Here is a 15,538-nt window from a genome sequence, read left to right as displayed (position 1 = left end):
GCGCGGGGTGATCCAGCAGCTCGGGGCCGGCGAAAAGGGCGGGTTGCGTCGCGAAGCTCTCTCTCATCCCGAGATCCTAACCCATCGGGATCTCCAAGGGAATCAACGAGTTTCGCAGGGGTCTCTTCAAAATATTTCGAAATATATTCGCGCGCAAATTCAGAAATCTTCCGAACACTCCCATGATCTTGCCTTGTGCGATCCGCGCCTGCCCTGCCGCGACCGGCATCGCTACGCCCGGGCCTGTCGATCCCACGGCATAATACAAGACACGGCGCAATTCAGGACGCCGGAGCGGACTGCCCGGCTCGGCCGGGCGGAGGCTCAGCCGCCGATCGCCGCCCGCGCGGCCACCGACCGCATCGCCTCGGCGAGCTCCGAGATGACGCTCGCCCCGTAGGACCGCGGCGCGAGGATCCCGAAGCCCGCCGCCGCGCCGAGCACGAGGCAGGGCACGTGGCGGAGCGCGCTGCGGCAGGCGGCGTCGGGCGGGAAGGCCTCCGGCGCGAGGTCGAGCGGCAGCAGCCGCGCCAGCACGCCCGCCGCCGCCGGCCCGGCCAGCGACAGCGCGATCCAGCCGTCAGACTGGTCGATCACCGCCGCCGCGCCGCCGAGCCGGCCGGCGAGCCCCGCCGCGGCCGGGCCACGCAGCAGCCAGCGGTCGAGCCCGAGCCAGGCCAGCGTCGAGCCGTCGCCGAGCGCCGTCGCGCGCCCCGGCGCCGGCAAGGCCGCCCCGAGCGCCGCCGCCACGGCGGCCGCCCCGTCGCGGAACGGCAGGATCTCCGCCATCGCCGCCTCCGGCAGCGCCGCCAGCGTCGCGCCGCCGACGGCGAGCGGCAGCCCGGCCATGCCCGGCGCGTCCCCCGACGCCAGCTCAGCCACGGAGCCGCCCTCCCTCCGGATCGACGAACGGCAGCGGCACCACCTCCGCCGGCGTGTCGAGCCCGCGCAGCAGGCAGACGGCGCGGACCACCTCGCCCGCCCGCGCCCGGCCGTCCCGCAGGAAGCCGAGCGCGATGTCGCGGCCGAGCGCCGGCGAGAAGCAGGCCGAGGTCAGGTAGCCGTGGTCGTTCGCCGGCGTGGCGTGCGCCCGCGGCAGCACCAGGTGCGCCCCGGCCGCCAGCCGCCCGCCCGGCTCCAGCGCCCGCAGCCCGACCAGCTGCTCGCGTCCCGGCCCCGACAACCCGGGCCGCGCCGCCGCGGTCTTGCCGATGCAGTCCTTGCCCGCCACGACCATGCGCGCCAGCCCGAGGTCGTCGGCGGTGGTGCGGCCGTGCAGCTCGGCATGGGTGAGATAGCCCTTCTCGATCCGGAGCACGTTCAGCGCCTCGAGCCCGTAGGGCCCGCCGCCCCGCGCCTCCGCCCCGGCGACGAGCCGCTCGAAGAGCGCCTCCCCGAACCGCGCCGGGACCGCCACCTCGTAGGCGTGCTCGCCCGAGAACGAGATGCGGAAGAGCCGCCCCGCCACGCCCCCGACGGAGACCGGCCCGCAGGCCATGTAGGGAAACCCCGCATCGTCCACCGCCGTGTCGAGGACCGCGTTCGCCACCTCCCGCGCCCGCGGCCCGGCGACGGCGACCTGCGCCCAGTGGTCGGTGACCGAGGCGAAGCCGACGTCCATCCCCGGCCACAGGCATTGCCGCGCGAACTCGAGATGCGCCATCGCCTCGCCCGCCGCCGCAGTCGTCGTGGTCACCAGGAAATGCGCCGGCCCGAGCCGCGCCACTGTCCCGTCGTCCATGACGAAGCCGTCCTCGCGCAGCATCAGCCCGTAGCGCACCCGGCCGACCGCCAGCGACGACATCGTGCTCGCATAGACCCGGTCGAGGAACGCCGGCGCGTCCGGCCCCTGCACGTCGATCTTGCCGAGCGTCGACACGTCGCAGACCCCGACCGCCGCGCGCACCATCCGCGCCTCGCGGTCGCAGGCCTCCCGCCACGTCGCCTCCCCCGCCGCCGGAAAATACGCCGGCCGCCGCCACAGCCCCGCCTCGATCTGCGGCGCGCCGCGCGCCACGATCGCGCCATGCGCCGGCGTCAGCCGCTCCGGCGCGAGCCCCTGCCCCTGCCCGCCGGCGCCGAGCGCCGCGATCGGGACCGGCGTCCAGGGCGGCCGGAACGTCGTCACCCCGGTCTCCGCCACGCTCCGCCCGGTCGCCTCCGCCAGCGCCGCCACCCCGAGGAGCCCGCCGAGCTTGCCCTGGTCGGTCGCCATGCCATGCGTGGTGTAGCGCTTCATGTGCTCGGCCGCGCGAAACGCCTCCCGCGCCGCCAGCGCCACGTCCTTCGTCGTCACGTCGTTCTGCAGGTCGACCCAGGCCCGCCCCTCCGCCCCGGCGACCTGCCAGAGCGGCGTGACCGCCACCGGGCCGTCCTCCGCCTCCGGCAGATCCGCCGCAGGAACCGCAAACCCCAGGTCCGCGAGCGCCGCCGCCGCCGCCGCCGCCCCGCCGGCCAGCGCCGCCCGCGTCGAGAACGCCCCCGCCGCCGCCCCGGCCGCCGCCATCCCCGGCACGCCGTCCCCAGGCGGCGCGAAGGCGGCGATGCCTTCGTCCCAGACCGGCCGCGCGCCCGTATGGCAGGCGAGATGCACGGACGGGCTCCACCCCCCCGACACCGCCAGCAGGTCGGCGTCCACCCACCGCTCCCCGGCCGCGTCGCGCACCCGCACCGCGGAGAGCCCGATCCGGCCCCGCGTCCCGGTCACCACCGCCCCCGTCGCCAGCCGCCACGGCCCCTCCGGCGCCGCCACGCCCGGCCGCGCGTCGACCAGCGCCGCGACCTCCACCCCGGCCGCCGCCAGGTCGCGCGCAGTGCGCCAGCCGTCGTCGTTGCCCGTGAACACCACCGCCCGCCGCCCCGGCGCCGCCGCCCAGCGGTTCAGGTAGGCGCGCACCGCTCCCGCGGTCATCACCCCCGGCCGGTCGTTGCCGGGAAACGCCACCGGCCGCTCGATCGCCCCCGCGGCGAGGATCGCCCGCCGCGCCGCGATCCGCCAGAACGTGTCGAGCGGCGCATGGGCGGGCGGGGCCGCCAGATGCCGGCTCACCCGCTCCACCGCGCCGAAGGTCCCGCCGTCATAGGCCCCGATCACCGAGGTCCGCGGCATCAGCCGCACGCTCGGCAGCGCCGCCAGCTCCGCGACGACGCCCTCCGCCCAGAACGGCGCCGGCCGCCCGCCCACCTCCATCCGCTCGGCGTTGAGCCGGCCGCCGAGCCGGAAGTCCTCGTCCGCGAGGATCACCCGCGCCCCCGCCCGCCCCGCGACCAGCGCCGCCATCAACCCGGCCGGCCCCGCCCCGATCACCAGCAGATCGGCGAAGGCGAAGGCCTTCTCGCTCCGGTCCGGGTCCGCCGCCCCCGACAGCGCCCCGAGCCCGGCCGCCCGCCGGATCAGCGGCTCGTAGAGCCGCTCCCAGAACGCCGGCGGCCACATGAAGGTCTTGTAGTAGAACCCCGCCGACAGGAGCGGCGCGAGCCTGTCGTTGATCGCCAGGAAGTCGTAGCGCAGCGACGGCCAGGCGTTCTGGCTCGCCGCCACGAGTCCGTCGAAGGCCTCCACCTCGGTCGCCCGCAGGTTCGGGGCCCGATGCGCCCCGGCGCCGACCGTCACCAGCGCGTTCGGCTCCTCCGGCCCCGCCGCGACGATCCCCCGCGGCCGGTGATACTTGAAGCTCCGCCCCACCAGCCGCACGTCGTTCGCCACCAGCGCCGAGGCGAGCGTGTCGCCCGGATGCGCCACCACCCGCGCCCCGTCGAAGCGCAGCTCCAGCCGGCTGCCGCGGTCGACGAGCCCCCCGCCCGCCAGCCTCATGCCCCGCCCCCGCCCGTGCTCCCGCCCCGCTCCGCCTCCGGCGCAGCGGCGCCGACATCCGCGTCCGTCGCGGCGCCGACAGCCCCGCCGGCGATGACACCGGCGTCTGTGGCCGCGCCGACAGCCCCGCCCTCGGCGGCAGCGCCGGTGGCGGCGCCGACCGCCACGCCGGCGGCGGACACGGCCCGCGCCTCCCGCGCCAGCCCCACCTCGCGGATCGCATGGCTCCGCGTGTCCCGCACCACCCGCAGCCACGCCCGGCAGCCGAAGGCGTGATGCCACAGCTCCGCGTTCGGCCCGGCCGGGTTGTCGCGCAGGTGCAGGTAGGCGTCGAACGCCGCCGCATCCCCGACCTCCGGCCGGTCGAGCAGCACCGCCGCCCCGCGATAGGTGAACTCGCGCAGGTCGCGCTCGCCGCAGAGGGGGCACGCGATCCGCATCAGTGCAGGTTGTGCTGCGCGCCCGTGCCCTCTTCGTCGAGGACAAGGCCGGAAGCGAAGCGGTCGAGCCGGAGCCTCAGCGCCGCCGGATGCGGCCGCCCCGTCGCCATCAGGTGCGCGAGGCACCAGCCCGAGGCCGGCGTCGCCTTGAACCCGCCGTAGCACCAGCCGGCGTTGAGGAAGAGCCCCTCGACCGGCGTCCGGTCGATGATCGGCGAGCCGTCCGGGCTCATGTCCATGATGCCCCCCCAGCTCCTGAGCAGCCGCGCCTTGCCGATCATCGGCATCAGCGCCATGCCCGCCTCCATCACGTGCTCGACCATCGGCAGGTTCCCCCGCGCCGCATAGGAATTGTAGAAGTCGAGATCGCCGCCAAAGACCAGCCCGCCCTTGTCCGACTGGCTGATGTAGAAATGCCCCATGCCGAAGGTGACCACCCCCGGCAGCACCGGCTTCAGCCCCTCGGTGACGAAGGCCTGCAACACGTGGCTCTCGATCGGCAGCCGCAGCCCCGCCATAGCCGCCACCTGGCTCGACCGCCCCGCCGCCACGATGGCGACCTTGCCCGCGGCGATCGGCCCCCGCGTCGTCTCCACCCCGCGCACCCGGCCGTTCTCCACCCGGATCCCGGTCACCTCGCAGTTCTGGATCAGGTCCACGCCGCGGGCGTCCGCCGCCCGCGCATAGCCCCAGGCCACCGCGTCGTGCCGCGCCGTCCCGGCCCGCCGCTGCCAGAGCCCGCCCTGGATCGGAAACCGCGCGTCGTCGAAGTTCAGGAACGGCGCCACCCGCCGCACCCCCTCGCGGTCGAGCAGCTCCGCATCGTCGCCCTGCATCCGGATCTGGTTCCCCCGCCGCGCGAAGGCGTCGCGCTGCCCGTCGGAATGGCAGAGGTTGAGCACGCCGCGCTGCGACATCATCACGTTGTAGTTCAGCTCCTGCTCCAGCCCCTCCCAGAGCCTCAGCGAATGCGAGTAGAACTCCGAGTTGCCGCGCAGCAGGTAGTTCGCCCGCACGATCGTGGTGTTGCGCCCGACGTTCCCCTGCCCGAGCAGCCCCCGCTCCAGCACCGCGACGCGCGTGATCCCGTGGTTGCGCGCAAGATAATACGCGGTCGCCAGCCCATGCCCGCCGCCGCCGATGACCACGACGTCATAGGCCGCCTCCGGCGCCGGGTCGCGCCAGGCCGGCGCCCAGAGCCGGTCGCCCCGGAGCGCGTTCTTCAGGATCGAGACGGCCGAGTAGCGCATGCCCCCAGCAAACCGCCTCGCCCCGCCCTCCGCAAGGCCCGACCTGCCCGGCCGGACGCCCGCACGCCCGCCCCCCTCGCGGAAGCGCGCCCTTCCCCAGGAGCCAGGCCCCGCGCGAAGCGCCAAGGCGGCCGGGGCGGCCTCCCGCCCGCGCGCTCCGGCCCACTCGCGAAAGCGCCCTTCCCCCGGGAGCGGGCCCGGCGCTATGCGCGCGGGCGCCCGGGCGGACGCCGCCCGCACGCAGCCCCCTCGCGAAAGCACCGCCGCTCCCCCCGGAGCGGGCCCCGCGAGGCACGAAGGCGACCGGCGCGGCCGCCGCGCTCGGAATCGCGGCGCCGCCCTCCCCCGGAGCGGGCCGCCGCGATGCGCGCGGGCGCCGCCTGCGCCCGGTCCTTCCGCCGGGCGGGTTTCTCGGCGTCGCGCGGCGGATCGACGGGTTGCCGATCCTCGACCATCCGCCCGCCCGCGGGGCGCCGCGCCGGGGCGCTCCGCCCGAGCCGGGCCTGTTGCTTACGCTCGACCATTGCGACAGGATCGGCGGCGCGACGGCGGCCACGGGAGGAAGGGCCGACATGCACGACACCGGTCTCCTGATCGCCCGGCTCTTCCTGGGCATTCCCTTCATCGTCTGGGGCACGCTGAAACTGCGCGGCGGCGAGGCGAAGCTCGTGCCGGGCCTCCGGGCGCTCGGCCTTCCGGACGCCACCTTCTTCGCCTATCTGGTCGGGGTCTGCGAGCTCTTCGGCGGTCTGGCCGTCGTCCTCGGCTATCCGGCGCGCACCGCGGGCGTCCTGCTCGGCCTCTGGTGCCTCGTGACCGGCTACGACGCCCACCGCGGCAACGTCACCGAGCTCCTGAAGAACGCGACCATGGCCGGCGGCTTCTTCGCCCTCGCCGCGGCCGGCGCCGGCGCGATCGCCCTCTTCGGGGGCCATCCGCCGGGCATTCTCGGCTGGCTTCCGTGAGGCCGCGGGCCGGCGTCCCTCCCGCCCGATCCTTGCAGGCTGTGGATGGCCCTGTTTGTGACCCTGTGCATACCCTGTGAGTGCCTGGAAAGCATAGCGATATCAAAAACCTGACCGGTGTCCCACTGTGCGACGCCAGCTCGCCGGACTGCGCCTGGAGCCGGCCAGTCACGCCCGCGGGCGCTGGTCCTCGGCCTCGGGGAAGAACGCCGCCGGCTGGTCGAGGGGCAGCGCCTCGATCACCACGAAGGCCGAGGCCCAGGGGTGGTCGTCGGTCAGGCTGACATGGATCACCGTGCGCATCCCCGCCGGCGTCATGTCCGCCAGGCGCTGGTCCGCCCAGCCGGTCAGCCGCATCCCCGGCTGGCCGCTCTTGCGGTTGAAGACGCCCATGTCCTTCCAGGCGATCCCCATCCGGAGCCCGGTGCCGAGCGCCTTCGAGCAGGCCTCCTTGGCCGCCCAGCGCTTGGCGTAGGTCGCCACCCGCTCGGCCCGCCGCTCCGCCGTCGCCTGCTCCAGCGGCGTGAAGACGCGGTTGAGGAAGCGGTCGCCGAACCGCTCGATGGTGCGCCCGATCCGCTCGATGCTGGCGATGTCGGTTCCCACGCCGAGGATCACGCGCGCGCCCTCCCATCCCGGTCGCCCCGCGCTACCCGAGCCCGCCGCCCCTGTCCATCGCCGCGACGCCCGCGCCGGTCGCCGAAGGGCGGCAACCTGTGGTTGCATCGTGCCGCGCCTTTCGGGCATCACGGGCGCCGGGACCGCGCGCCGCGGCCCCGGGACAGCAAAAGGAGGACGCGATGGTCGAGGACGTCGAGACCCGGATTCGGGAGCGCGCGCACGGCATCTGGGAAAGCGAGGGCCGGCCGGAGGGCCGGGCCGAGGCGCACTGGCTCGCGGCGGCGGCCGAGATCGTCGCGAAGCCGGCCCGGCCCCGGACCCCGCGCCGTCCCGCCGACGCCCCCGCCACGCCGCCCGGGCGCCGCGCCAGGGCGACCGCGAAAGCCTGACGCCACCCCCCGCGCGCCCGGCCCCGGCGAGGATCCGCCCCGCCGGGCGGCCGCCGGCCGGCTCGGGCGTTGCCGGCGCCCGCCCCCGCGCGCTAGGCTGCGCGCGGGCGAGCGGAGGAAGGATGGACCCTGGCGGTCTCGCGAGCGCGCTCGCGGCTCGGATTGACGACGACGCCCCGGAGCTTCCCCGCTACCGGCGGCTCAGTCGCGCCATCGAGGCCGAGATCGCCGAGGGCCGGCTGCGGCAAGGCTTCGCGCTCCCCGGCGAGCGCGACCTCGCGCAGGCGCTGGGCGTCAGCCGCGTCACCGTGCGCAAGGCGCTCGACGAGCTCGCCGTCGCCGGGCTGCTCACCCGCCGCCACGGCGCCCGCACCGAGGTGAGCACCCGCGTCGAGAAGGCGCTCTCCACGCTGACGAGCTTCTCCGAGGACATGCTCGCCCGCGGCATCGCGCCCGGCTTCCGCTGGATCTCCCGCGAGGCCGTCCGCGCCACCGCCGCCGAGGCCACGGCCCTCGGCCTGCCCCCCGGCGCCGCGGTCTGGCGCCTCGCGCGGGTCCGCACCGGCGACGGCCGCCCGATCGCCCGCGAGATCTCCACCGTCCCCGCCGCCTATCTCGAAGACGCCGCGCTGGTCGAGGGATCGCTCTACCGCGCGCTGGCCGCCCGCGGCGCGCTGCCGGTGCGCGCGGTCCAGCGCATCCGCGCCGCGCTCCCCGACGCCGCCGACCTCGCCGTCCTCGACTGCGCCGAGACGACGCCGATCCTCGAGGCCGAGCGCCGCTGCTTCCTCGCCGGCGGCGAGGTCGTCGAGCTCTGCCGCACCCGCTACCGCGCCGACGTCTACGACTTCGTCGTCGAGCTGCACCGCTGACCGCAAACTGGTTGCCCACTGGTATGGCTTGGAGTCATGCTGGCCTCCGCAGCAGCGGGCCATGGGGGGAGTCGCGCGCTTGGACCTCGACCGCCTCCGGCACGGCCTGATCGTCTCCTGCCAGCCGGTCCCCGGCGGACCGATGGACGCCCCGGCGATGGTCGTCGGCTTCGCGCTGGCCGCGCTCGCCGGCGGCGCCGGCGGGCTCCGCATCGAGAGCGCCCGCCACGTCGCCGCGGTCCGCGCCGCCACCGACGCGCCGGTCATCGGCCTCGTCAAGCGCGACCTCGCCGACAGCCCGGTGCGCATCACCCCGTGGCTCGCCGACGTCGTCGGCCTCGCCGCCGCCGGGGCCGACATCGTCGCCTTCGACGCAACGCGCCGGCCCCGCCCCGTAACCGTCCCGGACCTCGTCCGCGCCATCCACGCCTCCGGGCGGCGCGCCATGGCCGACTGCGCCGGGGTCGAGGACGCCCGCGCCGCGCTCGCCGCCGGCGCCGACCTCGTCGGCACCACGCTCTCCGGCTACACCGGCGGCCCGGAGCCCGAGGATCCCGACCTCGACCTCGTCGCCGCCCTCGCCCACATCGCGCCGCGCGTCGTCGCCGAGGGCCGCATCCGCACCCCCGGCCAGGCCCGCGCCGCCCTCGCCCGCGGCGCCTTCGCCGTCGTCGTCGGCTCCGCCATCACCCGGCCCGAGCACGTCACCGGCTGGTTCGTCGACGCGCTCGCCGGCGGCGCCGACGCGGCATGACCGTCCTCGCCATCGACATCGGCGGCACCAAGACCCTCGTCGCCCTGGTGCGCGAGGGCATGGCGATCGAGGAGCGCCGCATGGCCACCGACATCGCCGACGGCCCCGACGCCCTCCTCGACGCCGCCGCCGCCCTCGCCGCCCCCTGGGCCGGCCGCTACCGCGCCGTCGGCGCCGCGGTCACCGGCCTCGTCCGCCACGGGACCTGGCGGGCGCTCAACGCCGCCACCCTCGACCTCCCCGCCGGTTTCCCCCTCGCCGACGCGCTCGCCGACCGCTTCGGCGTTCCCGCCCGCTGCGTCAACGACGCGCAAGCGGCGGCCTGGGGCGAGCACGTCGCCGGCGCCGGCCGCCACGCCGCCGACATGGCCTTCCTCACCGTCTCCACCGGCATCGGCGGGGGCCTCGTCCTCGGCGGCCGCCTGCTCGAGGGCCTCGCCGGCCATTTCGGCCAGTTCGTCGACGAGACCGGAACCCGCGCCGAGGACCGCGCCGCCGGCCGCTGGATCGCCGCCGAGGCCGAGGCGCAGGGCCGCCGCGGCGACGCCGCCGCCGTCTTCGCCCGCGCCGGCGAGGACTGGGCCGCCCGGCTGATCGCGACGAGCGCCGCGCGCGTCGCCGCGCTCTGCCGCAACGTCCAGCTCGCCGTCGACCCCGAGCGCATCGTCGTCGGCGGCGGCATCGGCCTCGCCCCCGGCTACCTCGACCGCGTCCGCCGCGCGCTCGAGGCCGCCGACCCGGACATCCGCCCGCGCATCGCGCCCGCTTCGCTCGGCCCCCGCGCCGGGCTGATCGGCGCGGCGGCGCTCGCCGTGGCGATGATGGAGACAGAGCTCAAGGAGGAGACCGCGACATGAGGGCATGGGGACGGGGCCTCGCCGCCCTGGCGGCAGCGACGCTGGCCGGGGCCGCGTCGGCGGAGGTGACCGTGGTCGGCTGGCCGGGCGGCCCGGAGGAGGCGGCGCTCCGCGCGGCGGCCGACCTCTACAACGCCAGGGCGGAGGTCGCCGCCGACGACAAGGTCGAGCTGATCTTCTTCTCCCGCGACGGCTTCTGGGAGAAGCTCCAGGCCGACCTCGCCGCCGGCTCCGACGCCTTCGACGCAAACCTGCTCGCCACCTACTCGATCGGCCGCTACGCCCCGTTCATGGCGCCGGTCGAGCTCTCCCCCGAGGCCGAGGCGGTGTTCGGCGCCCCCGTCCTCGCCACCATGCAGTACGACGGCAAGCAGTACGGCGTCCCCACCGACCTGTCGCTGCACTTCCTCTATTACCGCGAGGACCTGATCGACGCCCTCCTCGCCGACCCCGAGGCCCAGGCGAGATACGCGGCGATCGCCGAGGAGCGCCTCGGCGCGTCGCTCGCGCCCAGGCCCCCCGAGGACTGGACCTGGGACGACTTCGCCGCCACCGCACTCTACTTCACCCAGGCGGTCAACCCCGACAGCCCGACCCGCTACGGGACGGTGCTGCAGATGAAGAACCTGCTCTTCAACATGATGGTCTTCCACTCCCTGCCGCGCTCCTACGGCGCGAACTGGATGGACGAGGCCGGCAAGGTCACCGTCGACAGCGACGCCTGGCGCAAGGGGCTCGAGCTCTACAAGCTCCTGACCGACGCCGGCGCCACCCCGGCCGATTCGCTCTCCTACGAATACGCCGAGGCGAACGCCGCCTTCGGCTCCGGCCAGGTCGCGACGATGGTGCAGTGGAACGCCGCGGCGGGCGAGCTCCTGAACCCCGAGACCGCCCCCGCGGTCGCCGAGGTCACCGCCGCCACGGCGCCGCCCGCCGGCCCGGAGGGCCGCTTCACCCACATCCACGGGCTCGGCTTCGGGCTCAACGCCAGGGCGGCGAACCCCGAGGGCGCCAGGGCCTTCCTCAGGTGGCTCTCCACCGAGGAGGCCGCCCTCGCCTACGCCCGCGCCTCCGGCGCCCCGGCGCTCTCCCCGGAGGTGGTGGCGAAGATCGCCGACGAGCGGCCCGACCTCGTCAAGCTCGGCGACTACGCCGGCAAGTACGGCTTCGTCATGCGCGGCGCCACCTCGGCCAACGCCCTCGCCGTCTACGAGCTGCAGGCGAAGGAGTTCACCGGCTACTGGGCCGGCCAGCAGGACCTCGACGCCGCACTCGCCAACACGCAGAAAGGCATGGAGGCGCTGCTGAGGTAGCGGGGGGCGGGCGCGGTGGTCCGGTCGCGGGCGGAGCGGGGCCTCCTCGCCGTCCCGATGATCGTGTTCCTGCTCGCCTTCCTCGGGCTGCCGACGCTCGTCAACCTCGTCTACAGCGTCTCGGAGGTCTCCTTCGAGACGCTGCGCAGCCCCCGGCTCGCCGGCCTCGGCAACTACGCCGAGGCGCTCGGCGATCCCGCCTTCTGGCGCGCCGCCTGGTTCTCGCTGCGCTTCGGCGCGATCTGCGCGGCGATCCAGGTGGCGGTCGGGCTCGGGCTCGCCATCTTCCTCGCGCCGCTCCTCGCCGCGCGGCCGTGGCTGACGGCGTTCCTGATGGCCCCGCTGATGGTCGCCCCCGCCCTCGTCGGGCTGATGTACCGGCTCGTCCTGCACGAGTTCGTCGGGCCGGTCCCCTACTACGCCTGGGAGCTCTTCGGCCTGCGCCCCTCGTTCCTCGGCGGCGCGGCGGCGTTCCGCACCCTCGTGGTGGTGGAGTGCCTGCAATGGACGCCCTTCGCGTTCCTGCTCTTCCACATGGCCTACGCGGCGATCCCGGCGCAGCTGCGCGAGGCGGCGCGCATGGACGGCGCCGCGCCGCTCGCGCTCCTGCGCCACGTCGAGCTGCCGCTGATGGCCCCGACCATCGCGGTCGCCGCCTTCATCCGCTTCATCGACGGGTTCCGGGTCTTCGACAACGTCTACGTGCTGGTCGGCAGCGGCCCGGGCGGATCGACCACCTCGATGTCGATCTACATCTACGAGGCCTTCTTCCGGCAGGGCGCCATCGGCCGCGCGGTAGCAGCCTCGGTCCTCCTCTTCGTCGCCTCCTTCGCCCTCCTTTACGCCCTCGGCGCCCGCCGGAGCCGCGACGCATGACCCCCGCGCCCCGCGCCGACCGTTCCGCCACGCCGCCGCCGGGTCCGGCGCGCCGCCGGCGCCGCACTCCCCCTTCAGGCATTCATACTGGCTTGAAATCTATCGAGCAGGCGCCTCCCCGCCAAAGGGCGGGGAGGAAACAAAGGACTCGCGGCCGCTCGCGGCCGCTCGGCAGGGAGGCCGCAAAGGCGGCCGACCGACAGCGCCGGCCGAGCGGGGGGCGCGTCTCGCGCGCCTCCCCGAGGCCGGCGCTTCCCCCCGCCGCCCGGGAGGCGCGGCGATGATCCTGAACGCCCTCCGCTGGCTTGTCCTCGTCCTCGCCGCGCTCCTCGTCAACGCGCCGGTGATCGCCACCCTCGTCACCTCCTTCAAGTCGCCGCGCGAGATCGCCGCCAACCCGGGCCTGTGGATCCGCGAGCCCACGCTCGAGAACTACGCCGCGGTGCTGAAGGGAACCGACCGGCTCGACCTCGTGGCGCTCCTCGGCAACTCGCTCGCCGTCAGCCTGATCGGGTCGCTCGTGGCGCTGGCGCTGGCGCTCCCCGCCTCCTACGCCATCGTGCGCGGCGATTTCGGCCGGCGCGCGCTGCTGCCGCTCGTCGTCAACCTCCGGGCCACGCCGCTCATCATCTTCGCGATCCCGATCTACATGGGCTTCCAGTGGCTCGGCCTCCTCGACACCCGCACGGGGCTCGGGCTGATCCTCGCCGTCGTCAACCTGCCGCTGGCGCTCGTCATCCTCGTCAACGCGCTGGCCGACCTGCCGGCGGAGCTCGACGAGGCGGCTCGCATGGACGGGGCCCGCAGCTGGCAGAGCCTCGCCTGGGTGCTGGCGCCGCTGATGCGCCCGGCGCTCGCCACCGCCTTCATCCTCGGCTTCATCACCGCCTGGAACGAGTTCCTGTTCGGCCTGATGCTGACGACGACCGAGGCCGTCCCGGTCACCGTCGGCGCCTCGTTCTTCTTCGCCAGCGCCGGCGGCGGCGTCCGCTGGGGCCTCGCCGCCGCCGTGATCGTGCTGGCCGCGCTGCCCCCGACCCTCCTCGGCCTCCTCGCCTGGCGCCAGATCGGCCGCGCGCTGCCCGGCGGCGCCCTCAAGGGCTGACCGCCGCGCACGGCCGGGGCTTGGATGCAGGCGCCGCATCGACACCCCACCCACGCGACCGATACAATCGGCGCCCGACCACTCCCCGGACACTGACGGCAGGCCGTCAGACCGGTAAGCTCTTTGACATCGCCATAATCCAGTATAAGCAATAGGTTCTGGGCAGACTGTTCCCCGCGCACGCGGGGATGAACCGCGCTTCAGCGGCAGCGATGCGCCGACCACATCCTGTTCCCCGCGCACGCGGGGATGAACCGGCGCCTGTCGGGGAGGTGGTGATCGGCCTCTACTGTTCCCCGCGCACGCGGGGATGAACCGCGGATGCGCGGGAGCGAGCGGATCGGGAAGGCCTGTTCCCCGCGCACGCGGGGATGAACCGCGCAATATCTCTCCCAACAGCACCACCCCCAGCTGTTCCCCGCGCACGCGGGGATGAACCGCATGTCTGGCTCGCGCTGGCGTCTTCGGCCTGCTGTTCCCCGCGCACGCGGGGATGAACCGGGCTGCGGGTTGGTCGTCGGGACGCCCCCGGCCTGTTCCCCGCGCACGCGGGGATGAACCGGTCGGCTGGACCAGCGCCAACGGCATTCTCGTCTGTTCCCCGCGCACGCGGGGATGAACCGCGTTGCGCGCGGCAGTCATGGCCCGCTCCAGCCTGTTCCCCGCGCACGCGGGGATGAACCGGGTCACCTGCGGAGCGTAGACCAGCACCCCCTCTGTTCCCCGCGCACGCGGGGATGAACCGGCCACGGCCTATGCGATCCGAACGGGGCGACTCTGTTCCCCGCGCACGCGGGGATGAACCGTGGTTGTTCATGGGCCTCATGCGGGAGGCCGTCTGTTCCCCGCGCACGCGGGGATGAACCGGCGCCTTTCCGGTCGTCGTCGGAGCGACGCACCTGTTCCCCGCGCACGCGGGGATGAACCGGGGAATGACGGCCAGCTCTATCGAAGGCCTCGCTGTTCCCCGCGCACGCGGGGATGAACCGGCGACGGACCGGAACCGCGAGATGACCCCCGACTGTTCCCCGCGCACGCGGGGATGAACCGCCCGCCGCCGTGCTCACGTGGCCCAGCATGCTCTGTTCCCCGCGCACGCGGGGATGAACCGGTAGGGCCCTGATGATCCCGCGGGTTCAGGATCTGTTCCCCGCGCACGCGGGGATGAACCGACGGAGCGGTCGCGCTCGTCGAGCGCCGGCTCCTGTTCCCCGCGCACGCGGGGATGAACCGGACCTGAGCGAGGCGGTGATCCCGTCTAAGGTCTGTTCCCCGCGCACGCGGGGATGAACCGCACCTCGCCCTGCAGGACTCTCTCCTGGTCGGCTGTTCCCCGCGCACGCGGGGATGAACCGGTGACGCCTTCGTGGATGATGGTGTCGGTCATCTGTTCCCCGCGCACGCGGGGATGAACCGCACGAGGCGCTCGGCTGGGTCTACCTCGTTCACTGTTCCCCGCGCACGCGGGGATGAACCGGAGGTGCGCGAGCGCAAGCTGCGCTTCAAGGTCTGTTCCCCGCGCACGCGGGGATGAACCGGCGAGCAAGGGGACCAACCCCGAGACCAACCCCTGTTCCCCGCGCACGCGGGGATGAACCGGAGCTGCATTTTCTGGGGAGGATGATGAAGGACTGTTCCCCGCGCACGCGGGGATGAACCGAGGCCACCGCCATGGTGCGGGTGTAGCTGCGCCTGTTCCCCGCGCACGCGGGGATGAACCGCCGCCGACGATCGTCCACATGCGGGCCGCCTACTGTTCCCCGCGCACGCGGGGATGAACCGAAATGAGACACTACCAATGGCCGAGAAGCCACCTGTTCCCCGCGCACGCGGGGATGAACCGGCCTTCGCCCACATGGCGCATGTGTCGACGAACTGTTCCCCGCGCACGCGGGGATGAACCGACGCTGGTCTGGGAGGTGCTTCAGGCGGCGGGCTGTTCCCCGCGCACGCGGGGATGAACCGGCGAGCGTCGCCGCCGCCGTGATGGTCGCCGCCTGTTCCCCGCGCACGCGGGGATGAACCGCCCATGCGGAGCATGTTCCGGACGTCGATCCCCTGTTCCCCGCGCACGCGGGGATGAACCGACGGCCCGCGGGTTCGCGCTGGTCACCGGGGTCTGTTCCCCGCGCACGCGGGGATGAACCGACGGCGGAGGTGCGGCCATGACGTTCACCCCCCTGTTCCCCGCGCACGCGGGGATGAACCGGCCGTGTTCGGCGCGCGCGACACCGGGGTGTTCTGTTCCCCGCGCACGCGGGGATGAACCGTTATTCGCGCGT

At 74.6% G+C, this 15,538-nt stretch carries 13 protein-coding genes and 1 CRISPR repeat array (1 of these 14 only partly in view); of the genes, 8 read left to right on the top strand and 5 right to left on the bottom strand.

What is annotated here, in order from left to right; genetic code table 11:
- Positions 1 to 324: 324 nt before the first annotated feature.
- The 4 genes from KBB57_RS16915 to KBB57_RS16900 are packed head-to-tail and all read right to left on the bottom strand — an operon-like array spanning position 325 to position 5,504.
- Complete coding sequence (locus tag KBB57_RS16915) at positions 325 to 882, bottom strand: sarcosine oxidase subunit gamma family protein (RefSeq protein ID WP_290752685.1); 558 nt, start codon at positions 880 to 882, stop codon at positions 325 to 327.
- Positions 875 to 3,814: a sarcosine oxidase subunit alpha family protein gene (locus KBB57_RS16910; RefSeq protein ID WP_290752682.1), complete on the bottom strand. Its 2,940-nt coding sequence runs from the start codon at positions 3,812 to 3,814 to the stop codon at positions 875 to 877. The genes KBB57_RS16915 and KBB57_RS16910 overlap by 8 nt, the downstream gene beginning before the upstream one ends.
- Positions 3,811 to 4,254, bottom strand: coding sequence for a sarcosine oxidase subunit delta (locus KBB57_RS20150; protein WP_367272714.1), 444 nt, complete (start codon positions 4,252 to 4,254; stop codon positions 3,811 to 3,813). Before KBB57_RS20150 ends, KBB57_RS16910 begins: the two co-directional genes overlap by 4 nt.
- On the bottom strand, positions 4,254 to 5,504 hold the full coding sequence (locus KBB57_RS16900; RefSeq protein ID WP_290752681.1) for a sarcosine oxidase subunit beta family protein: 1,251 nt from the start codon (positions 5,502 to 5,504) through the stop codon (positions 4,254 to 4,256). The genes KBB57_RS20150 and KBB57_RS16900 overlap by 1 nt, the downstream gene beginning before the upstream one ends.
- Before the next feature lie 572 nt (positions 5,505 to 6,076).
- On the opposite strand from KBB57_RS16900, the gene KBB57_RS16895 reads away from it, so the two are divergent.
- Positions 6,077 to 6,469 (top strand): DoxX family protein, encoded by a 393-nt coding sequence (locus KBB57_RS16895; RefSeq protein ID WP_290752679.1) that lies wholly within the window; start codon positions 6,077 to 6,079, stop codon positions 6,467 to 6,469.
- 168 nt (positions 6,470 to 6,637) lie between these two features.
- Here the strand turns inward: KBB57_RS16895 and acpS are convergent, their stop codons facing one another.
- Positions 6,638 to 7,087 carry a holo-ACP synthase gene (gene acpS / locus KBB57_RS16890; RefSeq protein ID WP_290752676.1) on the bottom strand — a complete coding sequence of 150 codons (450 nt, stop codon included), beginning with the start codon at positions 7,085 to 7,087 and terminating at the stop codon, positions 6,638 to 6,640.
- 182 nt (positions 7,088 to 7,269) lie between these two features.
- On the opposite strand from acpS, the gene KBB57_RS16885 reads away from it, so the two are divergent.
- The 7 genes from KBB57_RS16885 (at position 7,270) to KBB57_RS16855 (ending at position 13,256) form a co-directional block, all read left to right on the top strand.
- Positions 7,270 to 7,479, top strand: coding sequence for a DUF2934 domain-containing protein (locus KBB57_RS16885; RefSeq protein WP_290752673.1), 210 nt, complete (start codon positions 7,270 to 7,272; stop codon positions 7,477 to 7,479).
- A 122-nt stretch (positions 7,480 to 7,601) separates the two neighbouring features.
- Positions 7,602 to 8,351: a GntR family transcriptional regulator gene (locus tag KBB57_RS16880; RefSeq protein WP_290752671.1), complete on the top strand. Its 750-nt coding sequence runs from the start codon at positions 7,602 to 7,604 to the stop codon at positions 8,349 to 8,351.
- A gap of 79 nt (positions 8,352 to 8,430) precedes the next feature.
- Positions 8,431 to 9,105 carry a putative N-acetylmannosamine-6-phosphate 2-epimerase gene (locus KBB57_RS16875; protein WP_290752668.1) on the top strand — a complete coding sequence of 225 codons (675 nt, stop codon included), beginning with the start codon at positions 8,431 to 8,433 and terminating at the stop codon, positions 9,103 to 9,105.
- Positions 9,102 to 9,962 (top strand): ROK family protein, encoded by an 861-nt coding sequence (locus KBB57_RS16870; protein ID WP_290752665.1) that lies wholly within the window; start codon positions 9,102 to 9,104, stop codon positions 9,960 to 9,962. The genes KBB57_RS16875 and KBB57_RS16870 overlap by 4 nt, the downstream gene beginning before the upstream one ends.
- Positions 9,959 to 11,275, top strand: a complete 1,317-nt coding sequence (locus KBB57_RS16865; protein ID WP_290752663.1) for an extracellular solute-binding protein — start codon at positions 9,959 to 9,961, stop codon at positions 11,273 to 11,275. The genes KBB57_RS16870 and KBB57_RS16865 overlap by 4 nt, the downstream gene beginning before the upstream one ends.
- 15 nt (positions 11,276 to 11,290) lie before the next feature.
- A complete protein-coding gene (locus tag KBB57_RS16860; RefSeq protein ID WP_290752660.1) occupies positions 11,291 to 12,151 on the top strand; it encodes a carbohydrate ABC transporter permease in 861 nt (286 codons plus the stop codon).
- A gap of 280 nt (positions 12,152 to 12,431) precedes the next feature.
- Positions 12,432 to 13,256 (top strand): carbohydrate ABC transporter permease, encoded by an 825-nt coding sequence (locus KBB57_RS16855; protein ID WP_290752657.1) that lies wholly within the window; start codon positions 12,432 to 12,434, stop codon positions 13,254 to 13,256.
- 167 nt (positions 13,257 to 13,423) lie between these two features.
- Positions 13,424 to 15,538: direct repeats of the CRISPR family, unit length 29 nt; unit sequence CTGTTCCCCGCGCACGCGGGGATGAACCG (it continues 1,086 nt past the right edge of the window).

It is taken from the genome of Amaricoccus sp. (genome assembly GCF_017993425.1).
In the GTDB taxonomy this organism is placed as follows: Bacteria; Pseudomonadota; Alphaproteobacteria; order Rhodobacterales; family Rhodobacteraceae; genus Amaricoccus.
The sequence above is the reverse complement of the archived record's forward strand: the minus strand, read 5'-3'. Positions and strand labels throughout refer to the sequence as shown.

What these genes read in the sequence shown, in the direction of transcription:
- KBB57_RS16910 (WP_290752682.1), bottom strand. Translation starts at nt 3,814, where the DNA reads ATGAGGCTGGCGGGCGGGGGGCTCGTCGACCGCGGCAGCCGGCTGGAG.
- KBB57_RS20150 (WP_367272714.1), bottom strand. Translation starts at nt 4,254, where the DNA reads ATGCGGATCGCGTGCCCCCTCTGCGGCGAGCGCGACCTGCGCGAGTTC.
- KBB57_RS16900 (WP_290752681.1), bottom strand. Translation starts at nt 5,504, where the DNA reads ATGCGCTACTCGGCCGTCTCGATCCTGAAGAACGCGCTCCGGGGCGAC.
- KBB57_RS16895 (WP_290752679.1), top strand. Translation starts at nt 6,077, where the DNA reads ATGCACGACACCGGTCTCCTGATCGCCCGGCTCTTCCTGGGCATTCCC.
- KBB57_RS16885 (WP_290752673.1), top strand. Translation starts at nt 7,270, where the DNA reads ATGGTCGAGGACGTCGAGACCCGGATTCGGGAGCGCGCGCACGGCATC.
- KBB57_RS16880 (WP_290752671.1), top strand. Translation starts at nt 7,602, where the DNA reads ATGGACCCTGGCGGTCTCGCGAGCGCGCTCGCGGCTCGGATTGACGAC.
- KBB57_RS16870 (WP_290752665.1), top strand. Translation starts at nt 9,102, where the DNA reads ATGACCGTCCTCGCCATCGACATCGGCGGCACCAAGACCCTCGTCGCC.
- KBB57_RS16865 (WP_290752663.1), top strand. Translation starts at nt 9,959, where the DNA reads ATGAGGGCATGGGGACGGGGCCTCGCCGCCCTGGCGGCAGCGACGCTG.
- KBB57_RS16855 (WP_290752657.1), top strand. Translation starts at nt 12,432, where the DNA reads ATGATCCTGAACGCCCTCCGCTGGCTTGTCCTCGTCCTCGCCGCGCTC.